The organism is Brevundimonas sp. Leaf168 (assembly GCF_001423685.1).
Classification (GTDB): Bacteria; Pseudomonadota; Alphaproteobacteria; order Caulobacterales; family Caulobacteraceae; genus Brevundimonas; species Brevundimonas vesicularis_C.
Genome location: NZ_LMOY01000010.1, coordinates 1 through 16,417 on the forward strand (window position 1 = coordinate 1; position 16,417 = coordinate 16,417).

At 67.9% G+C, this 16,417-nt stretch carries 18 protein-coding genes and 1 pseudogene; 8 read left to right on the forward strand and 11 right to left on the reverse strand.

The window, feature by feature from the left end; translation table 11 throughout:
• Positions 1–218, forward strand: a pseudogene (tuf, locus tag ASF81_RS10730) (elongation factor Tu); the annotation flags it as partial.
• Positions 219–461: 243 nt separating this feature from the next.
• Here tuf and ASF81_RS10735 read toward each other — a convergent pair.
• The 3 genes from ASF81_RS10735 to ASF81_RS10745 form a co-directional block, all read right to left on the reverse strand.
• Entirely contained in the window at positions 462–1,349 is an 888-nt protein-coding gene (locus ASF81_RS10735; RefSeq protein WP_055808507.1) for a pentapeptide repeat-containing protein, read from the reverse strand.
• 81 nt (positions 1,350–1,430) lie between these two features.
• Positions 1,431–1,922: a pentapeptide repeat-containing protein gene (locus tag ASF81_RS10740; protein WP_055808508.1), complete on the reverse strand. Its 492-nt coding sequence runs from the start codon at positions 1,920–1,922 to the stop codon at positions 1,431–1,433.
• Between the two features lie 57 nt (positions 1,923–1,979).
• On the reverse strand, positions 1,980–4,550 hold the full coding sequence (locus ASF81_RS10745) for a hypothetical protein (protein ID WP_055808509.1): 2,571 nt from the start codon (positions 4,548–4,550) through the stop codon (positions 1,980–1,982).
• A 206-nt stretch (positions 4,551–4,756) separates the two neighbouring features.
• On the opposite strand from ASF81_RS10745, the gene ASF81_RS10750 reads away from it, so the two are divergent.
• The 3 genes from ASF81_RS10750 to ASF81_RS10760 are packed head-to-tail and all read left to right on the forward strand — an operon-like array spanning position 4,757 to position 6,164.
• Complete coding sequence (locus ASF81_RS10750) at positions 4,757–5,149, forward strand: NADH:ubiquinone oxidoreductase subunit NDUFA12 (RefSeq protein ID WP_026108621.1); 393 nt, start codon at positions 4,757–4,759, stop codon at positions 5,147–5,149.
• Positions 5,146–5,799 (forward strand): DUF2155 domain-containing protein, encoded by a 654-nt coding sequence (locus tag ASF81_RS10755; RefSeq protein ID WP_055808510.1) that lies wholly within the window; start codon positions 5,146–5,148, stop codon positions 5,797–5,799. Before ASF81_RS10750 ends, ASF81_RS10755 begins: the two co-directional genes overlap by 4 nt.
• A gap of 26 nt (positions 5,800–5,825) precedes the next feature.
• Positions 5,826–6,164 carry an EF-hand domain-containing protein gene (locus tag ASF81_RS10760; protein ID WP_055808511.1) on the forward strand — a complete coding sequence of 113 codons (339 nt, stop codon included), beginning with the start codon at positions 5,826–5,828 and terminating at the stop codon, positions 6,162–6,164.
• Here the strand turns inward: ASF81_RS10760 and lepB are convergent.
• From lepB to aroQ, 5 genes are all read right to left on the reverse strand, one after another.
• Complete coding sequence (lepB, locus tag ASF81_RS10765; RefSeq protein ID WP_055808512.1) at positions 6,161–6,925, reverse strand: signal peptidase I; 765 nt, start codon at positions 6,923–6,925, stop codon at positions 6,161–6,163. The genes ASF81_RS10760 and lepB overlap by 4 nt on opposite strands.
• A 78-nt stretch (positions 6,926–7,003) precedes the next feature.
• Complete coding sequence (gene aat / locus ASF81_RS10770; RefSeq protein WP_082503542.1) at positions 7,004–7,711, reverse strand: leucyl/phenylalanyl-tRNA--protein transferase; 708 nt, start codon at positions 7,709–7,711, stop codon at positions 7,004–7,006.
• Positions 7,681–9,033: an acetyl-CoA carboxylase biotin carboxylase subunit gene (gene accC, locus ASF81_RS10775; RefSeq protein ID WP_055808513.1), complete on the reverse strand. Its 1,353-nt coding sequence runs from the start codon at positions 9,031–9,033 to the stop codon at positions 7,681–7,683. The genes aat and accC overlap by 31 nt, the downstream gene beginning before the upstream one ends.
• Positions 9,034–9,036: 3 nt before the next feature.
• On the reverse strand, positions 9,037–9,528 hold the full coding sequence (gene accB / locus ASF81_RS10780) for an acetyl-CoA carboxylase biotin carboxyl carrier protein (RefSeq protein ID WP_055808514.1): 492 nt from the start codon (positions 9,526–9,528) through the stop codon (positions 9,037–9,039).
• A 47-nt stretch (positions 9,529–9,575) separates the two neighbouring features.
• A complete protein-coding gene (gene aroQ / locus ASF81_RS10785; RefSeq protein WP_055808515.1) occupies positions 9,576–10,022 on the reverse strand; it encodes a type II 3-dehydroquinate dehydratase in 447 nt (148 codons plus the stop codon).
• A gap of 344 nt (positions 10,023–10,366) precedes the next feature.
• Between aroQ and thiS the strand changes: the two genes are divergently transcribed.
• Both thiS and ASF81_RS10795 read left to right on the forward strand, forming a co-directional pair.
• Positions 10,367–10,573, forward strand: a complete 207-nt coding sequence (gene thiS, locus ASF81_RS10790; RefSeq protein ID WP_055755162.1) for a sulfur carrier protein ThiS — start codon at positions 10,367–10,369, stop codon at positions 10,571–10,573.
• Between the two features lie 61 nt (positions 10,574–10,634).
• Positions 10,635–11,417, forward strand: a complete 783-nt coding sequence (locus ASF81_RS10795; RefSeq protein ID WP_055808516.1) for a HisA/HisF-related TIM barrel protein — start codon at positions 10,635–10,637, stop codon at positions 11,415–11,417.
• Positions 11,418–11,995: 578 nt separating this feature from the next.
• Here the strand turns inward: ASF81_RS10795 and ASF81_RS10800 are convergent.
• A complete protein-coding gene (locus ASF81_RS10800; protein ID WP_055808517.1) occupies positions 11,996–12,295 on the reverse strand; it encodes a hypothetical protein in 300 nt (99 codons plus the stop codon).
• 58 nt (positions 12,296–12,353) lie between these two features.
• The gene (gene udk, locus ASF81_RS10805) at positions 12,354–13,001 is read right to left on the reverse strand and encodes a uridine kinase (RefSeq protein WP_055808518.1); all 648 of its coding nucleotides are present in this window, start codon (positions 12,999–13,001) and stop codon (positions 12,354–12,356) included.
• A 158-nt stretch (positions 13,002–13,159) separates the two neighbouring features.
• On the opposite strand from udk, the gene ASF81_RS10810 reads away from it, so the two are divergent.
• Positions 13,160–14,788, forward strand: coding sequence for a long-chain-fatty-acid--CoA ligase (locus tag ASF81_RS10810; protein ID WP_055808519.1), 1,629 nt, complete (start codon positions 13,160–13,162; stop codon positions 14,786–14,788).
• Positions 14,789–14,806: 18 nt separating this feature from the next.
• Positions 14,807–15,475 (forward strand): DUF1499 domain-containing protein, encoded by a 669-nt coding sequence (locus ASF81_RS10815; RefSeq protein ID WP_055808520.1) that lies wholly within the window; start codon positions 14,807–14,809, stop codon positions 15,473–15,475.
• Here the strand turns inward: ASF81_RS10815 and ASF81_RS10820 are convergent.
• Positions 15,472–16,374, reverse strand: a complete 903-nt coding sequence (locus tag ASF81_RS10820) for an MBL fold metallo-hydrolase (protein ID WP_055808726.1) — start codon at positions 16,372–16,374, stop codon at positions 15,472–15,474. The genes ASF81_RS10815 and ASF81_RS10820 overlap by 4 nt on opposite strands.
• Between the last annotated feature and the right edge of the window lie 43 nt (positions 16,375–16,417).

A 16,417-nucleotide genomic window follows, 5' to 3' on the forward strand; every position in this document is an offset into this window, starting at 1 on the left:
TCTTCACGAACTATCGCCCGCAGTTCTACTTCCGCACGACGGACGTGACCGGCATCGTTCACCTGAAGGAAGGCGTCGAGATGATCATGCCGGGCGACAACGCCGAGCTGAACGTCGAGCTGATCACCCCGATCGCCATGGACCAAGGCCTGCGCTTCGCCATCCGTGAAGGCGGCCGCACCGTCGGCGCCGGCGTCGTCGCCAAGATCGTCGAGTAAGAAGACCGGCCTCAAGTCGCGCGCCTCCGCGAGGCGCGCATAGGCCGAAAGACTGAGTAGCGTAACAGAACGGCCCCCGGAGCCATCCGGGGGCCGTTTTGCTGTGCGGGCTATTTTCAGGCTTCTCCAGACGCGGCCGTTGGAGGGTGAGTTGTATCGGGGGGCGCCGCAGCCCAAGGCCTCCCGCCTCCGGGGCGCGGCTCAGGCCTGGAGATAGGGGCCGGTCCGCGCGAGGCGGACGGCCTAGTTTTCGGCGTTGACGAAGTTGCGCACGCGGGGCGGGACCGGCGGCGTGGGCGGGGTGCGGATGATGCGGATGGAGCTGCTGCGGCAGGCCTGGGGCGTCAGGCGGCCGGGCAGGCGGGTCGAGCCGTCGCCGCAGGCTTCACTGATCTGGTCCTGCGTCAGGCCGCGCGCGCCCGACAGGTCGGCGCCGCGAATGTCGGTCCGACGCAGCGAGGCGTTGGAGAAGTCGGCGCGCGAGAAGCTGCCGCCGGTCAACCGCGCCCCATCCAGGCTGGCGTTCGAAAAGTCCGCGCTGGAGAAATCGCCGCCCGAAAGGTTCGAGGCCGTGACCTCGGCGCTGGCGAAGTTGGCGCCGGACGCCCGGACATTGGCCAGGGTGGCGCCGAACAGTTCGGAGTTGGAAAAGTTGGTTCCGGCCAGGGTCGCGCCGGTGAAGTTGACCCCGTGCATCTCGCTGCCCGAAAGGTTGGCGCGGGTCAGGTTGGCGCGAACGAAGGACGATCCTTGCGCCTCGGCGCCGTTGATTTGCGCCCCGGTGAAGTTGGCGGAGGTGAAGTTGGCGCCGACCATCTCGACCCCGCCCATGTTGGCGCGGCTGAAATCGCTGCCGGTGAAGTTGGAGCCCATCATCTCGGCGCCGCGCAGATTGGCGCCGACAAGGGTGGCGTTCATGAAGCTGGCGCCGGTGAAGGTGGCGCCCGACAGATTGCGGCCGGACAGTTCGCAGCGGTTGCACGATCCGCCCAGCGACACCGAACGGGCCACGTCGCGGTCCTGCATCGACATCTCGACCCCGGCGAAGGCGGGCGAGGCGGCGAGCGCCAGTCCCAGCGTCAGCAGAGCCAATGTGGGGCGGACCCGGATATGTTCAGCGATTTGTTTCACGCAGCCTGAATGCCTCGAAAGCCCCGTCGCACCTACTTAAATCGAGGTAACTTCATGAAATCGAGGCAAGGTCGGCGCCGCTCAGCAGGCCGGAATGCGAAGGCCACGCGGCAGGACGGTGGAACCGTCGCCGCAGGCCTGGTTCAGCTGGTTTTGCGTGAGGCCGGTGGCCCGCGCCAGCTGGGCGCCCGACAGATTGGTCCCCGACAGGGTCGCGCCGGCGAAGCTTGCGCCCTCCAGATAGGCGCCGACGAAACTGGCGTTGGTCAGGTTGGCGCGCGAGAAGTTGGAGCCTGAGAAGACGCCGCCATAGGCCTCGACGTCGCGCATGTCGGTGTTGGAAAAGCGCGTGCGGTTCATGACGCTGAGGCTGAGGTCCGCCTGGCGCAGGCGTGAGCCGGCCAGATTCAGGCCGCGCGCCTCCAGCCCCGAAAAGTCGCCTTGAAAAAGATTGCAACCGGCGCAGGAGGCGCCGCGTCGCACGCTGGCGATCTGGCCCGCGTTCTGGGCCAACGCAGGCGCGGCGACGGCCAGCAGGGCGGCGATCAGGCCGAGGGAAAGTGTGCGTTTCATGGACCGGGCTCCGACGTTTGATCGTCTGTCAGCAAACCCTAGGCCATAACCCTTAACCTAGCCCTGATCGCCGCCCTTCAGCGCCGGCGCCGCCCCGCAGGTGTCGCAGACCCAGGCGGCGCCGCGCTGCTGCAGGCTGAAATCGCCGCAGGCGGGGCAGGCCACGGCTTCGGTATTGGCGACACTGTCGATCATCGGGCGCGGTCCGGGCTCGCCCTTCTTGCCGAAGGGCAGCACGACCAGATTGTCGGGCGCCGATCCCCGCGCGAACCCTTTGGAGATGAAGCGGGCGGCGGGCACGGCCGCGTCGGCGTCGGGCTTTCCGTCGCCCCAATTCCCTAAATTCTGCCCGTCTGCGTTCAGGTCGTCCGTTCCTGCGTTGGCCAGTTCGGCGCGGTCCAGATACGACACGCCCAGTTCGCGGAAGATGTAGTCCAGGATCGAGGTCGCCGACTTGATGGAGTCGTTGCCGGTGACGCGGCCGGCCGGCTCGAACCGGGTGAAGACGAAGGCGTCCACGAACTCGTCCAGCGGCACGCCGTATTGCAGGCCGATGGAGATGGCGATGGCGAAGTTGTTCATCAGGCTGCGGAAGGCGGCGCCTTCCTTGTGCATGTCGATGAAAATCTCCCCCAGCTCGCCGTCTTCATACTCGCCGGTGTGGATATAGACCTTATGGCCGCCGACGGCGGCCTTCTGGATATAGCCCTTGCGGCGGTCGGGCAGCTTCCGGCGCGCGCGTTCGCGCTCGACGACGCGTTCGACGACCCGTTCCGTCGGAGCCGGGCGAGGCGCTTCGCGGGCAGGCTCGGGGCGGCCAAGCTCGGGGCGGGCGGTGTCGAGCGACGGCAGGGACAGCAGCGGGCCGACGGGCGGCGCGGCGCGCGACAGACGAAGGGCGCGACGACCGTCCAAGGCGCCCTGGCTCAGCAGTCGCGCGGCCTGGGTGGAGGTCGTGCGCCAGTCCATCAGTTCGATCGCGAGGTCCGGCATGTCGCTGAACGATTCGACGGCGCGCCGCAGGTCGGCCGCCGCCGCCGCCGGATCGGCCAGCAGGGCGGCGACGGACGCCGGCGCCTCGGGCCAGTCGCTCAGATCGCCATGACCGAAGACCCAGCGCGTCGCCGCCGTCTCCGCCTCTTCGGACACGCCCAGCAGGGTCAGCAGCAGACCATCGCCGTCATCGACGCCCAAGACGTCGCGGATGAAGCCGGGGTCCAGGACGGGGGCGGCGAAGACCGTGTCGAAATCCTCGGCCCAGCCCAGGGCGGTCTCGATGGCGGCCAGTTCGATGTCGGTGAAGCCCAGCGCGCGCAAGGCTGTGTGGTCGATGCCCGGCGCCTCGACCAGGGTGCGGCGACCGAACGTCCACCGTTCCGCCGCCTCGACATCGCCGCCCGCCGCCGCGATGGCCTTGGCAAGCGCGGGGTGCAGCCGGCGACCGATCTCGCCATCGGCCGTCTGGAACACGTCGATCGCCGCGACGCGGCCCAGCCCCAGCCGCAGACGGGCCTCCGCATCCTCGACGAACAGGCCGATGGCCGAATGGCGACGCGGCGTCTCCGGGTCTTCCCAGTCGGGGCAGGGGCCTCGCAGGCTCGCCAGTTCGGCCGAGGTCATCGCCGCCGTCGCCGCGACCAGTTCCGCGAACGTCCGCGCCTGAGACGTGCGGTCGTCGTCAGCCGCGAGGGCCTCCAGCAGGCCGTCCAGTCCCAGCGCGATGGGACCGGGCCGGGCGGACTGAAGGTCCAGCGCCACCATCAGCAGGCGGGTCAGATCCGCCAGATCGGTCGCCATGTCTCCGTCGAGCGCCAAGACGGCGCCTAGGTCGATCAAAGCCCGCGTGGTCTGCGCAGTCGCGGTCTCCGCATCGCGCGGGTCGAAGGCGACGATCAGACCGCCGTCCAGCGCCGCCTCGGCCGCCAGCAAGGCTTCGGGCGCGCCCGCCGCGATCTGGGTCCGGTCCGCCAGGGCGACCAGAGGCGCGCCTTCGACTATCGGCTCCAAGGCCATTGCGGGTCGTTCACCGTCGATGGCTCTCAGGATATCGGCGTCGCTGGCGCCGCACCGCCGCGCCAAGGCCGCCGCACGGCCCAGGGCCGGATTGCGCGAAGGATCGCCGCAGTCGCCGCGCGGACCTTCGCAGCGATCCACCGCATCGGCCACGCCCGCCAACGCCTCGGCCAAGGCGTCGGCCGCCTGGGCGCCCAGACGCGCGGCCGCCCGCCGCCCGGCGTGCGCCTTCAACCGCGCCGCCACGCCGGGGTCGTTCAGATCGACGACGCCGACAGCCGCTGGACCAGACGCCGCCGGCGCCGCCAGGCCCAGCCTGAAGGCGCCCGACAGCTCGCCGACGAAAGCGGCGGCCTCGGCCCGGTCGAACACGCCCTCGGCCACGCCCGTCGCCGCCAGCCGCTCGGCCCAGGCATCGACGCCGCCGTTCAGCCAGTCGCCGGACAGGGGCGTTGCGAACCCTTCCGCCTCGACCCAATCCAGCCAGGCCTCGATCCGGACGTCGGACCAGCCGGCAGGGGCCAGGACCTGTTGCACGCCAGAGGGGCGCTCGATGGCGCGGGTCTCCATCGCGACTCGTTCGGCGCGAGCGGCGAAGCCGGATTGAAAGCGCATGGTGGCGTCTCTCCGAAAGGTTCGGGGAAGCCTAGGATGCGCACGCGGCTTAGCCAATACATCTGGTGTCGCAGGGCGGGTTTGCCCACAAGATATCGATTCATTACGAGGCGCTTGAACGCTGGACGAAGAAGGCGCGGGTTTCTATGATCCGCACCAGACGCCGCCTCCCTTTCCGGCGACCCCTTACGGTTGGATTCCACGACGTGTTGAGCAAGATTTTCGGCTGGTGGGAGGGCGCCACGATCGGCACCCGGTTCACCATCGCCAAGCGCGGTCGCTTCGTCGGCCAGGACGAGAACGGCAATCGTTATTACGAGAGCCGCGACAACGTCAGCTACGACGGCCGCAAGCGTCGCTGGGTCATCTATGACGGCTATGCCGAGGCGTCCAAGGTGACGCCCGACTGGCACGGCTGGCTGCACTACACCTTTGACCTGCCGCCGACCGAGCAGCCGCTGCCGCGTCGTGCCTGGGAGAAAGAGCATCTGCCCAATCTGACCGGCACGCCTTTGGCCTGGCGTCCGCCCGGCTCGCTGGCGGGCGACGCCAAGCGCCCGGCCGCGACCGGCGACTATCAGGCCTGGACGCCCGAGTGAAAATCCGCCGCATCCTGTTGGGCGCGGCGTCCGTCGCGGCTGTGCTGAGCGCCGGCGCGGTGACCGCCAGCGTGCTTCAGGACGCGCCGCGCGATGCGCGTCCGGTCCAGGACCCAATCGGCGACATTCTGCGCACCACCCCGGCCCAACCCTCGGTCCCGACCGAGACGCCGCCTGCGGGCGCGCCGGCTCCGCGTTCTCCGGTCGCCGTGGCCCCGCCGCCAAACGTCGTCATCGCCGAGGACGCCGCCGTCGAGGAAAAGGCCGAGGAGGAGGTCGCGGCTGAGAAGCCCGTCGCCACCAAGGCCATCGATCAGCCCGCCACGCCCGCGCGGCGCCAGCGTCGCAAATTCGCGATCATCCAGGCCATCGACAAGGTCACCGCCGAGACGATGAAGTTCGAGGTCGAGGTCGGCGGTCGCCCCGTGCGCTTCAACCAGAATCTGATCTTCGCGGCCCGCGCCTGCGAGGTGACGACGCCCGACGAACTGACCGAAGACGCCATCGCCTATATGGACGTCTCGCTTCAGGCGCGCGGCCGGCAGGAAGGCCGCCAGATCTTCCGCGGCTGGATGTTCGCCTCGTCGCCTGCCGTCAGCGGGGTCCAGAACCCTTATTACGACGCCTGGGTCGTCGGCTGTAAGAACTGAGCTTTGACGCCGCGAGGAGGCGCGCCATGGATCGCAACAAGCCGCCCAAGAAGACCGAAACGGTCGAAATCCGACTGCCCCACGCGACCAAAACCGCCTTCATGGCCCGGTGCCGTGACGAGGGCCGGACGGCCAGCGACGCCATTCGCCGCTTCATAGACGCCGAGTTGAACGCGACGTCATCCGCGCGTCCTCAACCCCGCCTGAGCTGGCGGCCCCTGCTGGCCGCTGCCGTCGCGGGCCTGGCGCTGGGCGCCGTCGCCGCGCCCTCCCTGGCCCAGTCGTCGCCCACCCGCGCCGATTTCGACCGGCTGGACCGCAATCACGACGGCGTCGTCAGCTTCGACGAATACCGCGCACGCTAGCGGATGCGGACCAGGAACCGGTCCCACTGAAGGTTCAGCCACGTCCAGGGCTTGAACAGGCCGGCGCCCGGCTTCCAGGAAGCCAGCACCACCTCGGCCCGGCCGATGATGTTTTCGGCCGGCAGCAGGCCGACGCCGATCTCGGGCGGCCAGCGGCTGTCCAGCGAGTTGTCGCGATTGTCGCCCATCATCAGATAGCAGCCCGCCGGCACCCGGCGCGCAGGCGTGTCGTCGCCCGGCAGGCCCGATCCGCCGTCGTAGGTGACGTAGGATCGTCCGTCGGCTAAGGTCTCGCGCACCTGCTGGACCCGTCGCTGCGGCGCATCGTGATCGGCGACGACATCCAGCCGGGTCTGGCGCACCGGGTCGCCATTGACGAGCACTACGCCGCCCCGCACCTGAACCGTGTCGCCCGGCAGGCCGACGACGCGCTTGATCCAGGCCTCGCTGGGATCGCGCGGCAGGCGAAACACCACGACGTCGCCGCGTCTCGGCTCGCGCCCGAACAGCCGTCCCGGCGACATCGCCGGATTGAACGGCAGAGACGCCGTGCTCCAGCCATAGGGATATTTCGACACGACGATATAGTCGCCGGTCACCAGCCCCGGCTCCATCGACGACGAGGGGATGGTGAAGGGTTGAAACAGGACGATGCGGATCGCGAGCGCCAGGATGATGGCGAAGATCAGCGTCAGGGCGATCTCTCGCACCTCGCGAAGAAGGGACGGGCGGGGCGGGGCTTTTGGCGGGGTCTGTGTCATGCCGCCATTGACCGCCGGGCCGGGCGAAGACGCCAATCCTAAGCTGTCGGGACAGGCCCCAAATCGTGTCCGGACAGACTAGGCGATGGCTAAGGCGACGGCTTCTGCGCCGGTCAGGGGCGCGCACAACGCCCCTTGGTCGGGTCTGACCGACAGCGCGGGCTGAAGTCGCTCAATATATGTCGCTTGCGGCGTTTCAACCGCACCGAACTGGCTGAGATGGTCGGTCAGAAACTGGGCGTCCAGCAGGGTCCAGCCGCCCTTTCGCAGGCGCGCGACCAGATGCACCAAAGCGACCTTGGAGGCGTCCCGCTCGCGGCTGAACATGCTCTCGCCGAAGAAGGCCCCGCCCAGCGACACGCCATAAAGCCCGCCGACCAGCCGCTCGTCCCGCCAGCATTCGATGGAGTGGACGAACCCCATGGCGAACAGGGCCGCATACAGCCGCCGGATCGGGCCGTTGATCCATGTATCCTCGCGATCCGGCCCCTGCGCCGCCGCACAGCCGTCCAGCACCGCTTCGAAGGCCGTGTCGACCCGCACCTCGAACGGTTCGCTCCGCACGGTGCGACGCAGGCGGCTGGGAATGTGGAAGGCGTCCAGCGGAATGACGCCCCGCTGTTCCGGCTCGATGATGAAGACGCGCGGATCATCACGCGCCTCGGCCATCGGAAACACGCCCCGAGCGTAACAGGCCAGCAGGTCCTCGGGGCCGAAACCGCCGAAAGGCCCGCTGGCGCTGAAATCGGGGTCGGTCAGGCGTCGCCCTTCTGACGGGCCGCCCATTTCTCCAGCCAGTGGATGTCGTAGTCGCCCGACAGGATGTCAGGCTCGGCCAGCAGCTTCTGGAACAGGGGGATGGTCGTGTCGACGCCGCCGATGACGACCTCGTTCAGCGAACGCTTCAGGCGGGCGATGGCCTCTTCGCGGTCGCGACCGTGGACGATCAGCTTGCCGATCAGGCTGTCGTAATAGGGCGGGATCGAATAGCCGGCGTAGATGGCGCTATCCAAGCGCACACCCAGGCCGCCCGGTGCGTGGAAGTCGGTGATCTTGCCCGGCGACGGCGTGAAGGTCTCCGGGTTCTCGGCGTTGATCCGCACCTCGATGGCGTGGCCTTTGAACTCGATGTCGTCTTGGGTGAACGACAGCGGCAGACCGGCGGCGATGCGCACCTGTTCGCGAACCAGATCCACGCCCGTGATCATTTCGGTGACCGGGTGTTCGACCTGCAGGCGGGTGTTCATCTCAATGAAGAAGAACTCGCCGTCCTCCCACAGGAACTCGATGGTGCCGACGCCCAGATAGCCGATGGCGGCGATGGCCTTGTTGACCGTCTCGCCGATCTGCTTGCGACCCTCGGCCGACAGGGCGGGCGAGGGGGCCTCTTCCAGCACCTTCTGGTGACGGCGTTGCAGCGAGCAGTCGCGTTCGCCCAGGTGGACGACATTGCCGTGGCTGTCGGCGATGACCTGGATCTCGATGTGGCGCGGCTTCTGGAGGTAGCGCTCCATATAGACGGCGCCGTTGCCGAAGGCGGCCTTGGCTTCCGACTGGGCGGTCTGAACCGCCTCGACCAGATCGTCAGGCGTCAAGGCGACCTTCATGCCGCGTCCGCCGCCGCCCGCCGCCGCCTTGACGATCAGGGGGAAGCCGATGGATTTGGACGCCTCAATCGCGGCCTCGACGGTCTCGACTTCGCCATCCGAGCCCGGGACGACCGGGATGCCGGCGTCCTTGACCGTCTGTTTGGCGCTGATCTTGTCGCCCATCACCCGGATATGCTCGGGCTTGGGGCCGATGAAGGTCATGCCATGGGCCTCAACAATCTCGGCGAAGCGGGCGTTTTCGGACAGGAACCCATAGCCAGGGTGGATCGCCTGGGCGCCGGTGATCTCAGCCGCCGCGATGATCGAGGGGATGTTCAGATACGACTTGGCGGCGGAGGCGGGGCCGATGCAGACGCTCTCGTCGGCCAGCCGCACCCACATGGCCCCGCGGTCGGCTTCGGAGTGCACGGCGACGGTGGAGATGCCCATCTCCTTGCACGCCCGGTGGATGCGCAGCGCGATCTCGCCGCGGTTGGCGATCAGGACCTTGGTGAACACGGCTTAGGCTTCCAGCAGGACGAGGGGTTCGCCGAACTCGACCGGCTGGGCGTCGCCGACCAGGATTTCGGCCACAACGCCGTCGCGCGGAGCCTGGATCGGGTTCATCGTCTTCATGGCTTCGACGATCAGCAGGGTCTGGCCCTTCTTGACCTTGTCGCCGGGCTGGACGAAGGCCGGGGCCTCCGGCGAGGCCTGCAGATAGGCGGTGCCGACCATCGGCGACTTCACCTCTTCGCCGGCGCGGGCGACGATGGTGGCGGGGTCCGACGGCATGGCGGCCGGCGCAGCAGCGGCGGCGGGCGCAGCGGCGACCGGAGCGGGGGCGGCGGCGTACTGAACCGGGGCGGCGTTGACGGTGACTTCGCGCGCCACGCGGATGCGCAGTTCGCCGCGCTCGACCTCGACTTCCGTCAGATCGGTCTCGTTCAGGATCTCGGCCAGCTGGCGAACCAGGGCGGCGTCGATTTCGGCGTGTTTCTTGTCATCGGCCATTGGAGTTGCGCCTTGTCTTTCGTGGTCTTTGATAAACGGGACGGGGCTCAGCCGCGTTCCCGAATCTGGGTGAGTGCCGCCTGGACGGCCAGTTCATAGCCCGCCGCGCCGAAGCCGGCGATGACGCCGGTCGCCGCGGAGGACACATAGGAATGATGGCGAAACGCCTCGCGCGCCGCCGGATTGGACAGGTGCAGCTCGATCACCGGGATCGACAGCGTCTTCAGCGCATCGTGCAGCGCCACCGACGTATGCCCATAGGCCGCCGGATTGAGGATCAGGGCGTGGGCGCCCTCGCGCGCCTCCTGGATCCAGTCGACCAGCACCCCTTCATGGTTGGTCTGGCGAAACACGATCTGCGCTTCACCGGCCGCCCTGACGCAGCGCTGCTCGATGTCCGCCAGGGTGTCGCGGCCATAGATGTCCGGCTCCCGAACCCCGAGCAGGTTCAGGTTGGGGCCGTTCAGCACATGAATGACGGGCGTTTCGGCCATGGTTCCAGAATCGATCCGGCGCAGCGCGGCGCAAGAGGGGCCTTTTAGCGGACGCAGGGCGTGGGTCAAACGCTCGCGGCGTCGAACCTTACCCGACGTTACGTGCGATGGCGTGGATTTCGCAGCGCCGGCTGCCATCGTCCCTGGTCGGGACGGCCTGTGGGAGCGCCGAGGATGCGCCAGGACGGCAAACTGATCCTGAGAACCGTGGTGGCGACCTTCGCGGCCCTGGCCGTCGCGGTCGGCACCTTCCTGTTCGAGGCCGGCTGAGCGCACAGTCTGGCGAAGCGGCCCGTCACCGTCTATCTGACGTGCGACGGTCGGCGAGGCGAAGGTCAGGAAGAATGCGCGTGCACCAGATCCATCTCAATGGCGAGCCACGTCAGGTCCAGGCCGCCACCATCCTGGCCCTGGTCGAGGAACTGTCGCTGGACCCGCGCAAGGTCGCCGTCGAACGCAATCTCGAGATCGTGCCCAAGTCCCTGCACGCCGCCACGCCGGTGGCTGCAGGCGACCGTATTGAGCTGGTCCAGTTCGTCGGCGGCGGATGATCCGATCAAATCGGGCTACGACGGGTTCCCCCGCGAGCCGGAGAGGCCTAGGTCAGGCCCCATGACCGATACAGCCAACGAAACCTGGTCCGTCGCCGGCCGCACCTTCAACTCGCGCCTGATCGTGGGCACTGGCAAGTATGCCGACTACGCCCAGAACGCCGCCGCCGCCGAGGCGGCTGGGGCCGAGATCGTCACTGTCGCCGTGCGCCGTGTGAACCTGTCCGATCCGACCCAGCCGATGCTGGTCGACTATGTGAAGCCCGATCGCTTCACCTTCCTGCCCAACACCGCCGGCTGTTTCAAGGGCGAGGATGCGGTGCGCACTCTGCGCCTGGCGCGCGAGGCCGGCGGGTGGAGCCTGGTCAAGCTGGAGGTGCTGTCCAACACCGCCCACCTTTATCCCGATATGATCGAGACGCTGCGGGCGCTGGATCTGCTGATCAAGGACGGCTTTGACGTCATGGTCTATTGCACCGACGACGTTGTGATGGCCAAGCGGCTGGAAGACGCCGGCGCCGCCGCCATCATGCCCGCCGCCGCTCCGATCGGCTCGGGCCTGGGCATCCAGAACGAGGTCAACGTCCGCCTCATCGTCGAACAGGCCAAGGTGCCGGTGCTGGTCGACGCGGGCGTAGGCACGGCCTCGGACGCGACCCGCGCGATGGAGCTGGGCTGCGACGCCGTCCTGATGAACACCGCCATCGCCGGCGCCAAGGACCCCATCCGCATGGCCCGGGCCATGAAGCACGCCGTCATCGCCGGCCGCGACGCCTATCTGGCCGGGCGGATGGCCAAGCGGATGTATGCCGACCCGTCGTCGCCGCTGGCGGGACTGATCTGACCGAATCGTCTCCTCTCCACTTGTGGGGAGGTGGACCGCCCCCGGGTCTCGCCGAAGGCGAGCCCGAGGACAGGCTGAGCGGTGGAGGGGCGCTTGACGTTCCACATACGCCTGCGAGGCGCGAAGAGCCCCTCCGTCTCTCCGCTGCGCTTCGAGCCACCTCCCCATGACATGGGGAGGAGACGATGCTCAGCCATCGCAATGCCGCTGGTCCCTCCCCAGCGATTTCAACCGCTTGCCGATTTATGTCCCCCGTCTCCCATCCCGGGGGTCAAACGGCCCCATAATACCCCCGTCTCGTCGCATGGAGGGCTCGCCTGGCCTGCGACCTTGCGGCGGCGGGAGCGGAGGGAACGGGGGCGATGGTGAAATCCCATCGCGGCGCCGGGGCTGATCGGTCGGGGAATCGCCCCGGCGTCCGCAGTCGCGTCGCAGGGTCGACTCGGGCCGGTCCTCGCAGGGACCGCCGACCCGTCGCAGGCTTATGGGGTTAGGCGATAAGACCGCCACCGCTCGGCGCCCCGAGCTTGCAGGCCAACCCCCCGCGCGGAGCGTCATACCCTTCGTCGAAACGGTACTCATAAACTCACACTCCGGGCGAAGGCCCGGCGCTCCGCCCAGCCCTCCAAACTTCGCAGGCCGAACGCCGCGAAGCCGATAAACCGTGTCCGGAGACCCGCATGGCCCGTCCCAAACCCCGTCGTCCAAAACCCGGTCGCGGCCTGCCGCCGCCCTACAGACAGACGCCCGAGGAAGAGGCGGAGGACGAGCGCCTTCGCGCCCTGCTGGAACTCGAATACATCCGCCTGGACGCCATCCTGGTCGAGAAACAGGCCGAGGCCGCCGAACGGGCGCGCATCAGGGCGCTCAATGGTCATCCGCCCGTCGAGCCGGTCGCGCTTCGCCCCGCCGAATTTCGGGTCGGAGATGTCTTCGCTAGTCGTCCAGCAGCGCCTGCAGCAACGGATGGGCCAGGACCGGGGCCGCCAGGCGCACCACGGCCTGGGGGTCTTCCAGGCGGACGGCCGCCGTTGCGTCGGCGACGATGAAGTCGGCGTGTGTGCGCGACGGTTCGGTCAGGCGCTCGTGACCCGGACGCACCGTCGCCAGATATTGCGCCACGACCGAATCAGCCGATCGGCCCCGCTCGGCCTGGTCGCGCAGCAGGCGGCGGATGAAGCGGATGTCGGCGGGGGTGTCCACGAAGACCCGGATGTCGAACAGAGCGGTCAGATCGGGGGTGCACAGAACATGCGTGCCCTCGACGATCACCACCTCGGCCGCCGGGATCGGCTCGCCGCCCGGCTCGCGGCCGTGATGGATGAAGGAATAGACCGGCGCCGTCACCGCGCGCCCGGCCTTCAGTGCCTTCAGGTCTGCGATCATCAGGTCGTGATCGCGCGCCGACACATCGTCGAAGTCGAAGGTCGCGGCGTCGAAGCCGTGCAGGGAGGCTGCGTCCTTATAATAGCTGTCCTCGCGCACCAGCACGGCCGAACCTTCCGGCAGGGCCGACACCAACGCCTCCGCCAAGGTGCTTTTGCCGGAGCCGGAGCCCCCCGTGATCGCGATCAATATGGTCATGGCGCGCCTTCTAGCCGGCCGATCCGGCCGACGCCACGGGGGACGATCCGCCGCGCCGTGGCTGACGCTACGTCACGTTGCTTATCGCCGATCACCGATGTTAGCGTCGGCTCAAGCGTCGCATCAAAGCAGACGCATCCAAGGGACAAGGATACGACATGCTGGGCTTGATGCAGGACTGGCCGCTGACGGTCGACAAGATCATCGACCACGCCAAAAACTGGCATGGCGAGCGCGAAGTGGTGACGCGCTCGGTCGAGGGGCCCATCGTCCGCACGACCTACGCCCAGATCCACGAGCGGGCCAAACGCGTGTCCAGCGCGCTGAAGGACTGGGGCGTCCAGCCTGGCGACCGCGTCGCCACCCTGGCCTGGAACACCGCCAACCATATTGAGGCCTGGTACGGCATCATGGGCATCGGCGGGGTGTGCCATACCCTGAACCCGCGTCTGTTCCCCGAACAGCTCGTCTACATCATCAATCACGCCGAAGACCGGATCATCTTCGTCGACCTGACCTTCGTGCCGCTGCTGGAAGCCATCCTGCCGCATATCCCAAAGGTCGAGCGCGTCGTCATTATGACCGACGCCGCCCACATGCCGCAGACGAAGCTGCCCAAGGCCGTCGCCTATGAGGACGCGATCGCCGGTCAATCGACCGACGTGGTTTGGGGCGACTTCGACGAACAGACGGCCTGCGGCCTCTGCTACACCTCCGGCACCACGGGCAATCCGAAGGGGGTGCTGTATTCGCACCGCTCCAACTTCCTGCACACCTTCATGGGCCTTCAGGCCACGGTGATGGGCGCCACGCCCAAGGAGGTGATCCTGCCGGTCGTGCCGATGTTCCACGCCAACGCCTGGGGCATCGCTTTCGCCGGTCCCGCCGCCGGCACCAAGCTGGTGATGCCGGGCGCCAAGATGGACGGTCAGTCGATCTATGAGCTGATCGAACAGGAGGGCGTCACCTTCTCGGCCGCCGTGCCGACCGTCTGGCAGGGCCTGTTCGCCCACATGAAACAGAACGGCCTGGGCTTCTCGACCCTGAAGCGCGTGCTGATCGGCGGTTCGGCTTGCCCCGAAAGCCTGATCCGCGGCTTCCAGGACGATTTCGGCGTCGAGGTGACCCATGCCTGGGGCATGACCGAGACCTCGCCCATCGGCACCATCGCCAACCTGCCGCCCGAAATCCTGAAGCTCTCGTACGACGAGCAGATGAAGTACCGCCTGAAGCAGGGCGTGCCGCCGCTGGGCGTTGAGCTGAAGCTGAAGGACGAGGCGGGCGCCGAACTGCCTCACGACGGCGCCACCTTCGGTCGTCTGATGGTCAAGGGGCCGACGATCAGCCGCGCCTACTTCAAGGAAGACGGCTCGATCCTGGACGAAGAAGGCTTCTTCGACACCGGCGATGTGGCCACGGTCGACGACCTGGGCTTCATGCAGATCACCGACCGCGCCAAGGACGTGATCAAGTCTGGCGGCGAGTGGATTAGCTCCATCGAGATCGAGAACATCGCCGTGGGCCACCCCAAGGTCGAGATCGCAGCCGTCATCGGCGCGGCCCACCCCAAATGGGACGAACGGCCCGTGTTGATCCTGAAGCTCAAGCCAGACGAGACGCTGGACAAGCAGGAGCATCTGGACTTCCTGACCGGCAAGATCGCAAAATGGTGGATGCCCGACGACGTGGTCGCCGTGGACGACATCCCGCTGGGCGCGACCGGCAAGATCGACAAGAAGCTTCTGCGCGACCGGATGAAGGACTATCGTCTGCCGACCGCTGCCTAAGTTAGAACAGGAGCCTGAATGCCGACCAGAAAGCCCGTACCCGCCATTCTGCCCTGGCTGACGGCGCTTGCGGCGGCACCCTTCGTGCTGATCGTGGCGGCCGTCACGGCGACGCGGTTCGGCGGGCTCGATCTGGCGATCGGTTACGACCTGCTGACCTGGACCGTGGCGCGCATCCTGGCCTGGGTCGGTCTGGCGGCGGCTCTGGCGGCGGCGGTGCTGGCGCTGCGCGACCTGAAGGGCAGGGGTCTTTATGCGCTGGCGGCGCTAGCTCTCTCGGGTGCGACCGTCGCCGGCTTCGTGCTGCGTCAGGGGCAGGATGCGACGCCCCATCCACGTGACGTCAGCACCAACCTGGACGAGCCGCCTGGCCTGCCGCGCGCCGCCGGCCCGCGCAGCGGCGCGCCGCAGACCTGTGACGGTGTGGACGCCATCCCGACCCAGGTCCTGGCCCAGCAGGCGACCTCGGCGCTGGTCAACGCTGGCTTCGTCGTCACCCGCGCCACAACCTTCCAGGTCGAGGCCGTGCACGCCGGCGCCTGGTTCGGTTTCGCCACCGACGCGGTCGTTCGCATCCGCCCCGGCCGCACAGACATTCGCGTCGCTGCTCGCAACAGCCGTCCCGACGGCGGCGCCACCTGCCGCCTCGCCGCGAAGATCACCCGAAACCTGGAGGCGGGACGCTAAGCCAGCCGGAACTGCGCCGACATGCCGGGCGCCTCATCGCTGGTCGCCGCGCCGTCCTCGACCAGCTTGATCAGATGGGCCAGCACCGACAGCGACGCCGCCGGCCACAGCCGCTGATCGACGGCGGCGTACAGAACCGGGACCATCGCCGCGATCGTGCGATCCCCCGCGGCCAGCCGCTGAAGAACTTGCGCCTCGCGCTCCAACCGATGCGCGCGATAGGCCTCGAGAAACGGGCGCACCTCCGTCACCGGCGCTCCGTGCGTCGGCCACAACACATCGAAGTCGCGCGCGATCACCGCGTCCAGGCTGGCCATATACTGACGCATATTCCCATCCGGCGGCGCCACGACCGTCGTCGACCAGCCCATGACATGGTCGCCACAGAACAGCGCGTTCTCTTCGCGCAGAGCGAAAGCCATATGATTTGACGCGTGACCGGGCGTGAATATCGCCTCGATCGTCCAGCCGTCGCCTTCGATGACCTCGCCGCCCGTCAGCACCACATCGGGCGCGAAGTCGGCATCGTCATCTTCATCGAGCGCACCCGACGCATGCGTTTCCCGCACCGGAGGCCGGGCGGCCCAAATCCGCGCTCCGGTCGCCTCGGCGAACGGCCGGGCCAAAGGCGCATGATCCCGGTGCGTATGCGTCACCAGCACATGGCTGACCCGCCGCCCCTCGACCGCCGCCATCAGCGCCGCTAGGTGCGCCTCATCCAGCGGTCCCGGATCAATCACCGCGACCTCGGCCTCCTGGTCCGGCCTGCCGACGATATAGGTTCCCGTCCCGGTAAAGGTGAAAGGCCCCGGATTGTCTGCAATCACCCGCTGGATCAACGGCGACAACTGATCGCGTCGCCCATAGGCGAAGTCGAACGCCCTTACGAACGGGATGATCGTCACGGCCGCGTTTGGCGCAGAGCTTGCGTTAACGTCTCGG

Bases quoted from the DNA above. Each gene is read 5' to 3' on its own strand.
- ASF81_RS10810 (WP_055808519.1), top strand. From the start codon at position 13,160: ATGCTGGGCTTGATGCAGGACTGGCCGCTGACGGTCGACAAGATCATC.
- ASF81_RS10795 (WP_055808516.1), top strand. From the start codon at position 10,635: ATGACCGATACAGCCAACGAAACCTGGTCCGTCGCCGGCCGCACCTTC.
- aat (WP_082503542.1), bottom strand. From the start codon at position 7,711: ATGGGCGGCCCGTCAGAAGGGCGACGCCTGACCGACCCCGATTTCAGC.
- aroQ (WP_055808515.1), bottom strand. From the start codon at position 10,022: ATGGCCGAAACGCCCGTCATTCATGTGCTGAACGGCCCCAACCTGAAC.
- accB (WP_055808514.1), bottom strand. From the start codon at position 9,528: ATGGCCGATGACAAGAAACACGCCGAAATCGACGCCGCCCTGGTTCGC.
- udk (WP_055808518.1), bottom strand. From the start codon at position 13,001: ATGACCATATTGATCGCGATCACGGGGGGCTCCGGCTCCGGCAAAAGC.
- ASF81_RS10760 (WP_055808511.1), top strand. From the start codon at position 5,826: ATGGATCGCAACAAGCCGCCCAAGAAGACCGAAACGGTCGAAATCCGA.
- ASF81_RS10740 (WP_055808508.1), bottom strand. From the start codon at position 1,922: ATGAAACGCACACTTTCCCTCGGCCTGATCGCCGCCCTGCTGGCCGTC.
- ASF81_RS10815 (WP_055808520.1), top strand. From the start codon at position 14,807: ATGCCGACCAGAAAGCCCGTACCCGCCATTCTGCCCTGGCTGACGGCG.
- lepB (WP_055808512.1), bottom strand. From the start codon at position 6,925: ATGACACAGACCCCGCCAAAAGCCCCGCCCCGCCCGTCCCTTCTTCGC.
- ASF81_RS10745 (WP_055808509.1), bottom strand. From the start codon at position 4,550: ATGCGCTTTCAATCCGGCTTCGCCGCTCGCGCCGAACGAGTCGCGATG.
- thiS (WP_055755162.1), top strand. From the start codon at position 10,367: ATGCGCGTGCACCAGATCCATCTCAATGGCGAGCCACGTCAGGTCCAG.
- ASF81_RS10800 (WP_055808517.1), bottom strand. From the start codon at position 12,295: ATGACCATTGAGCGCCCTGATGCGCGCCCGTTCGGCGGCCTCGGCCTG.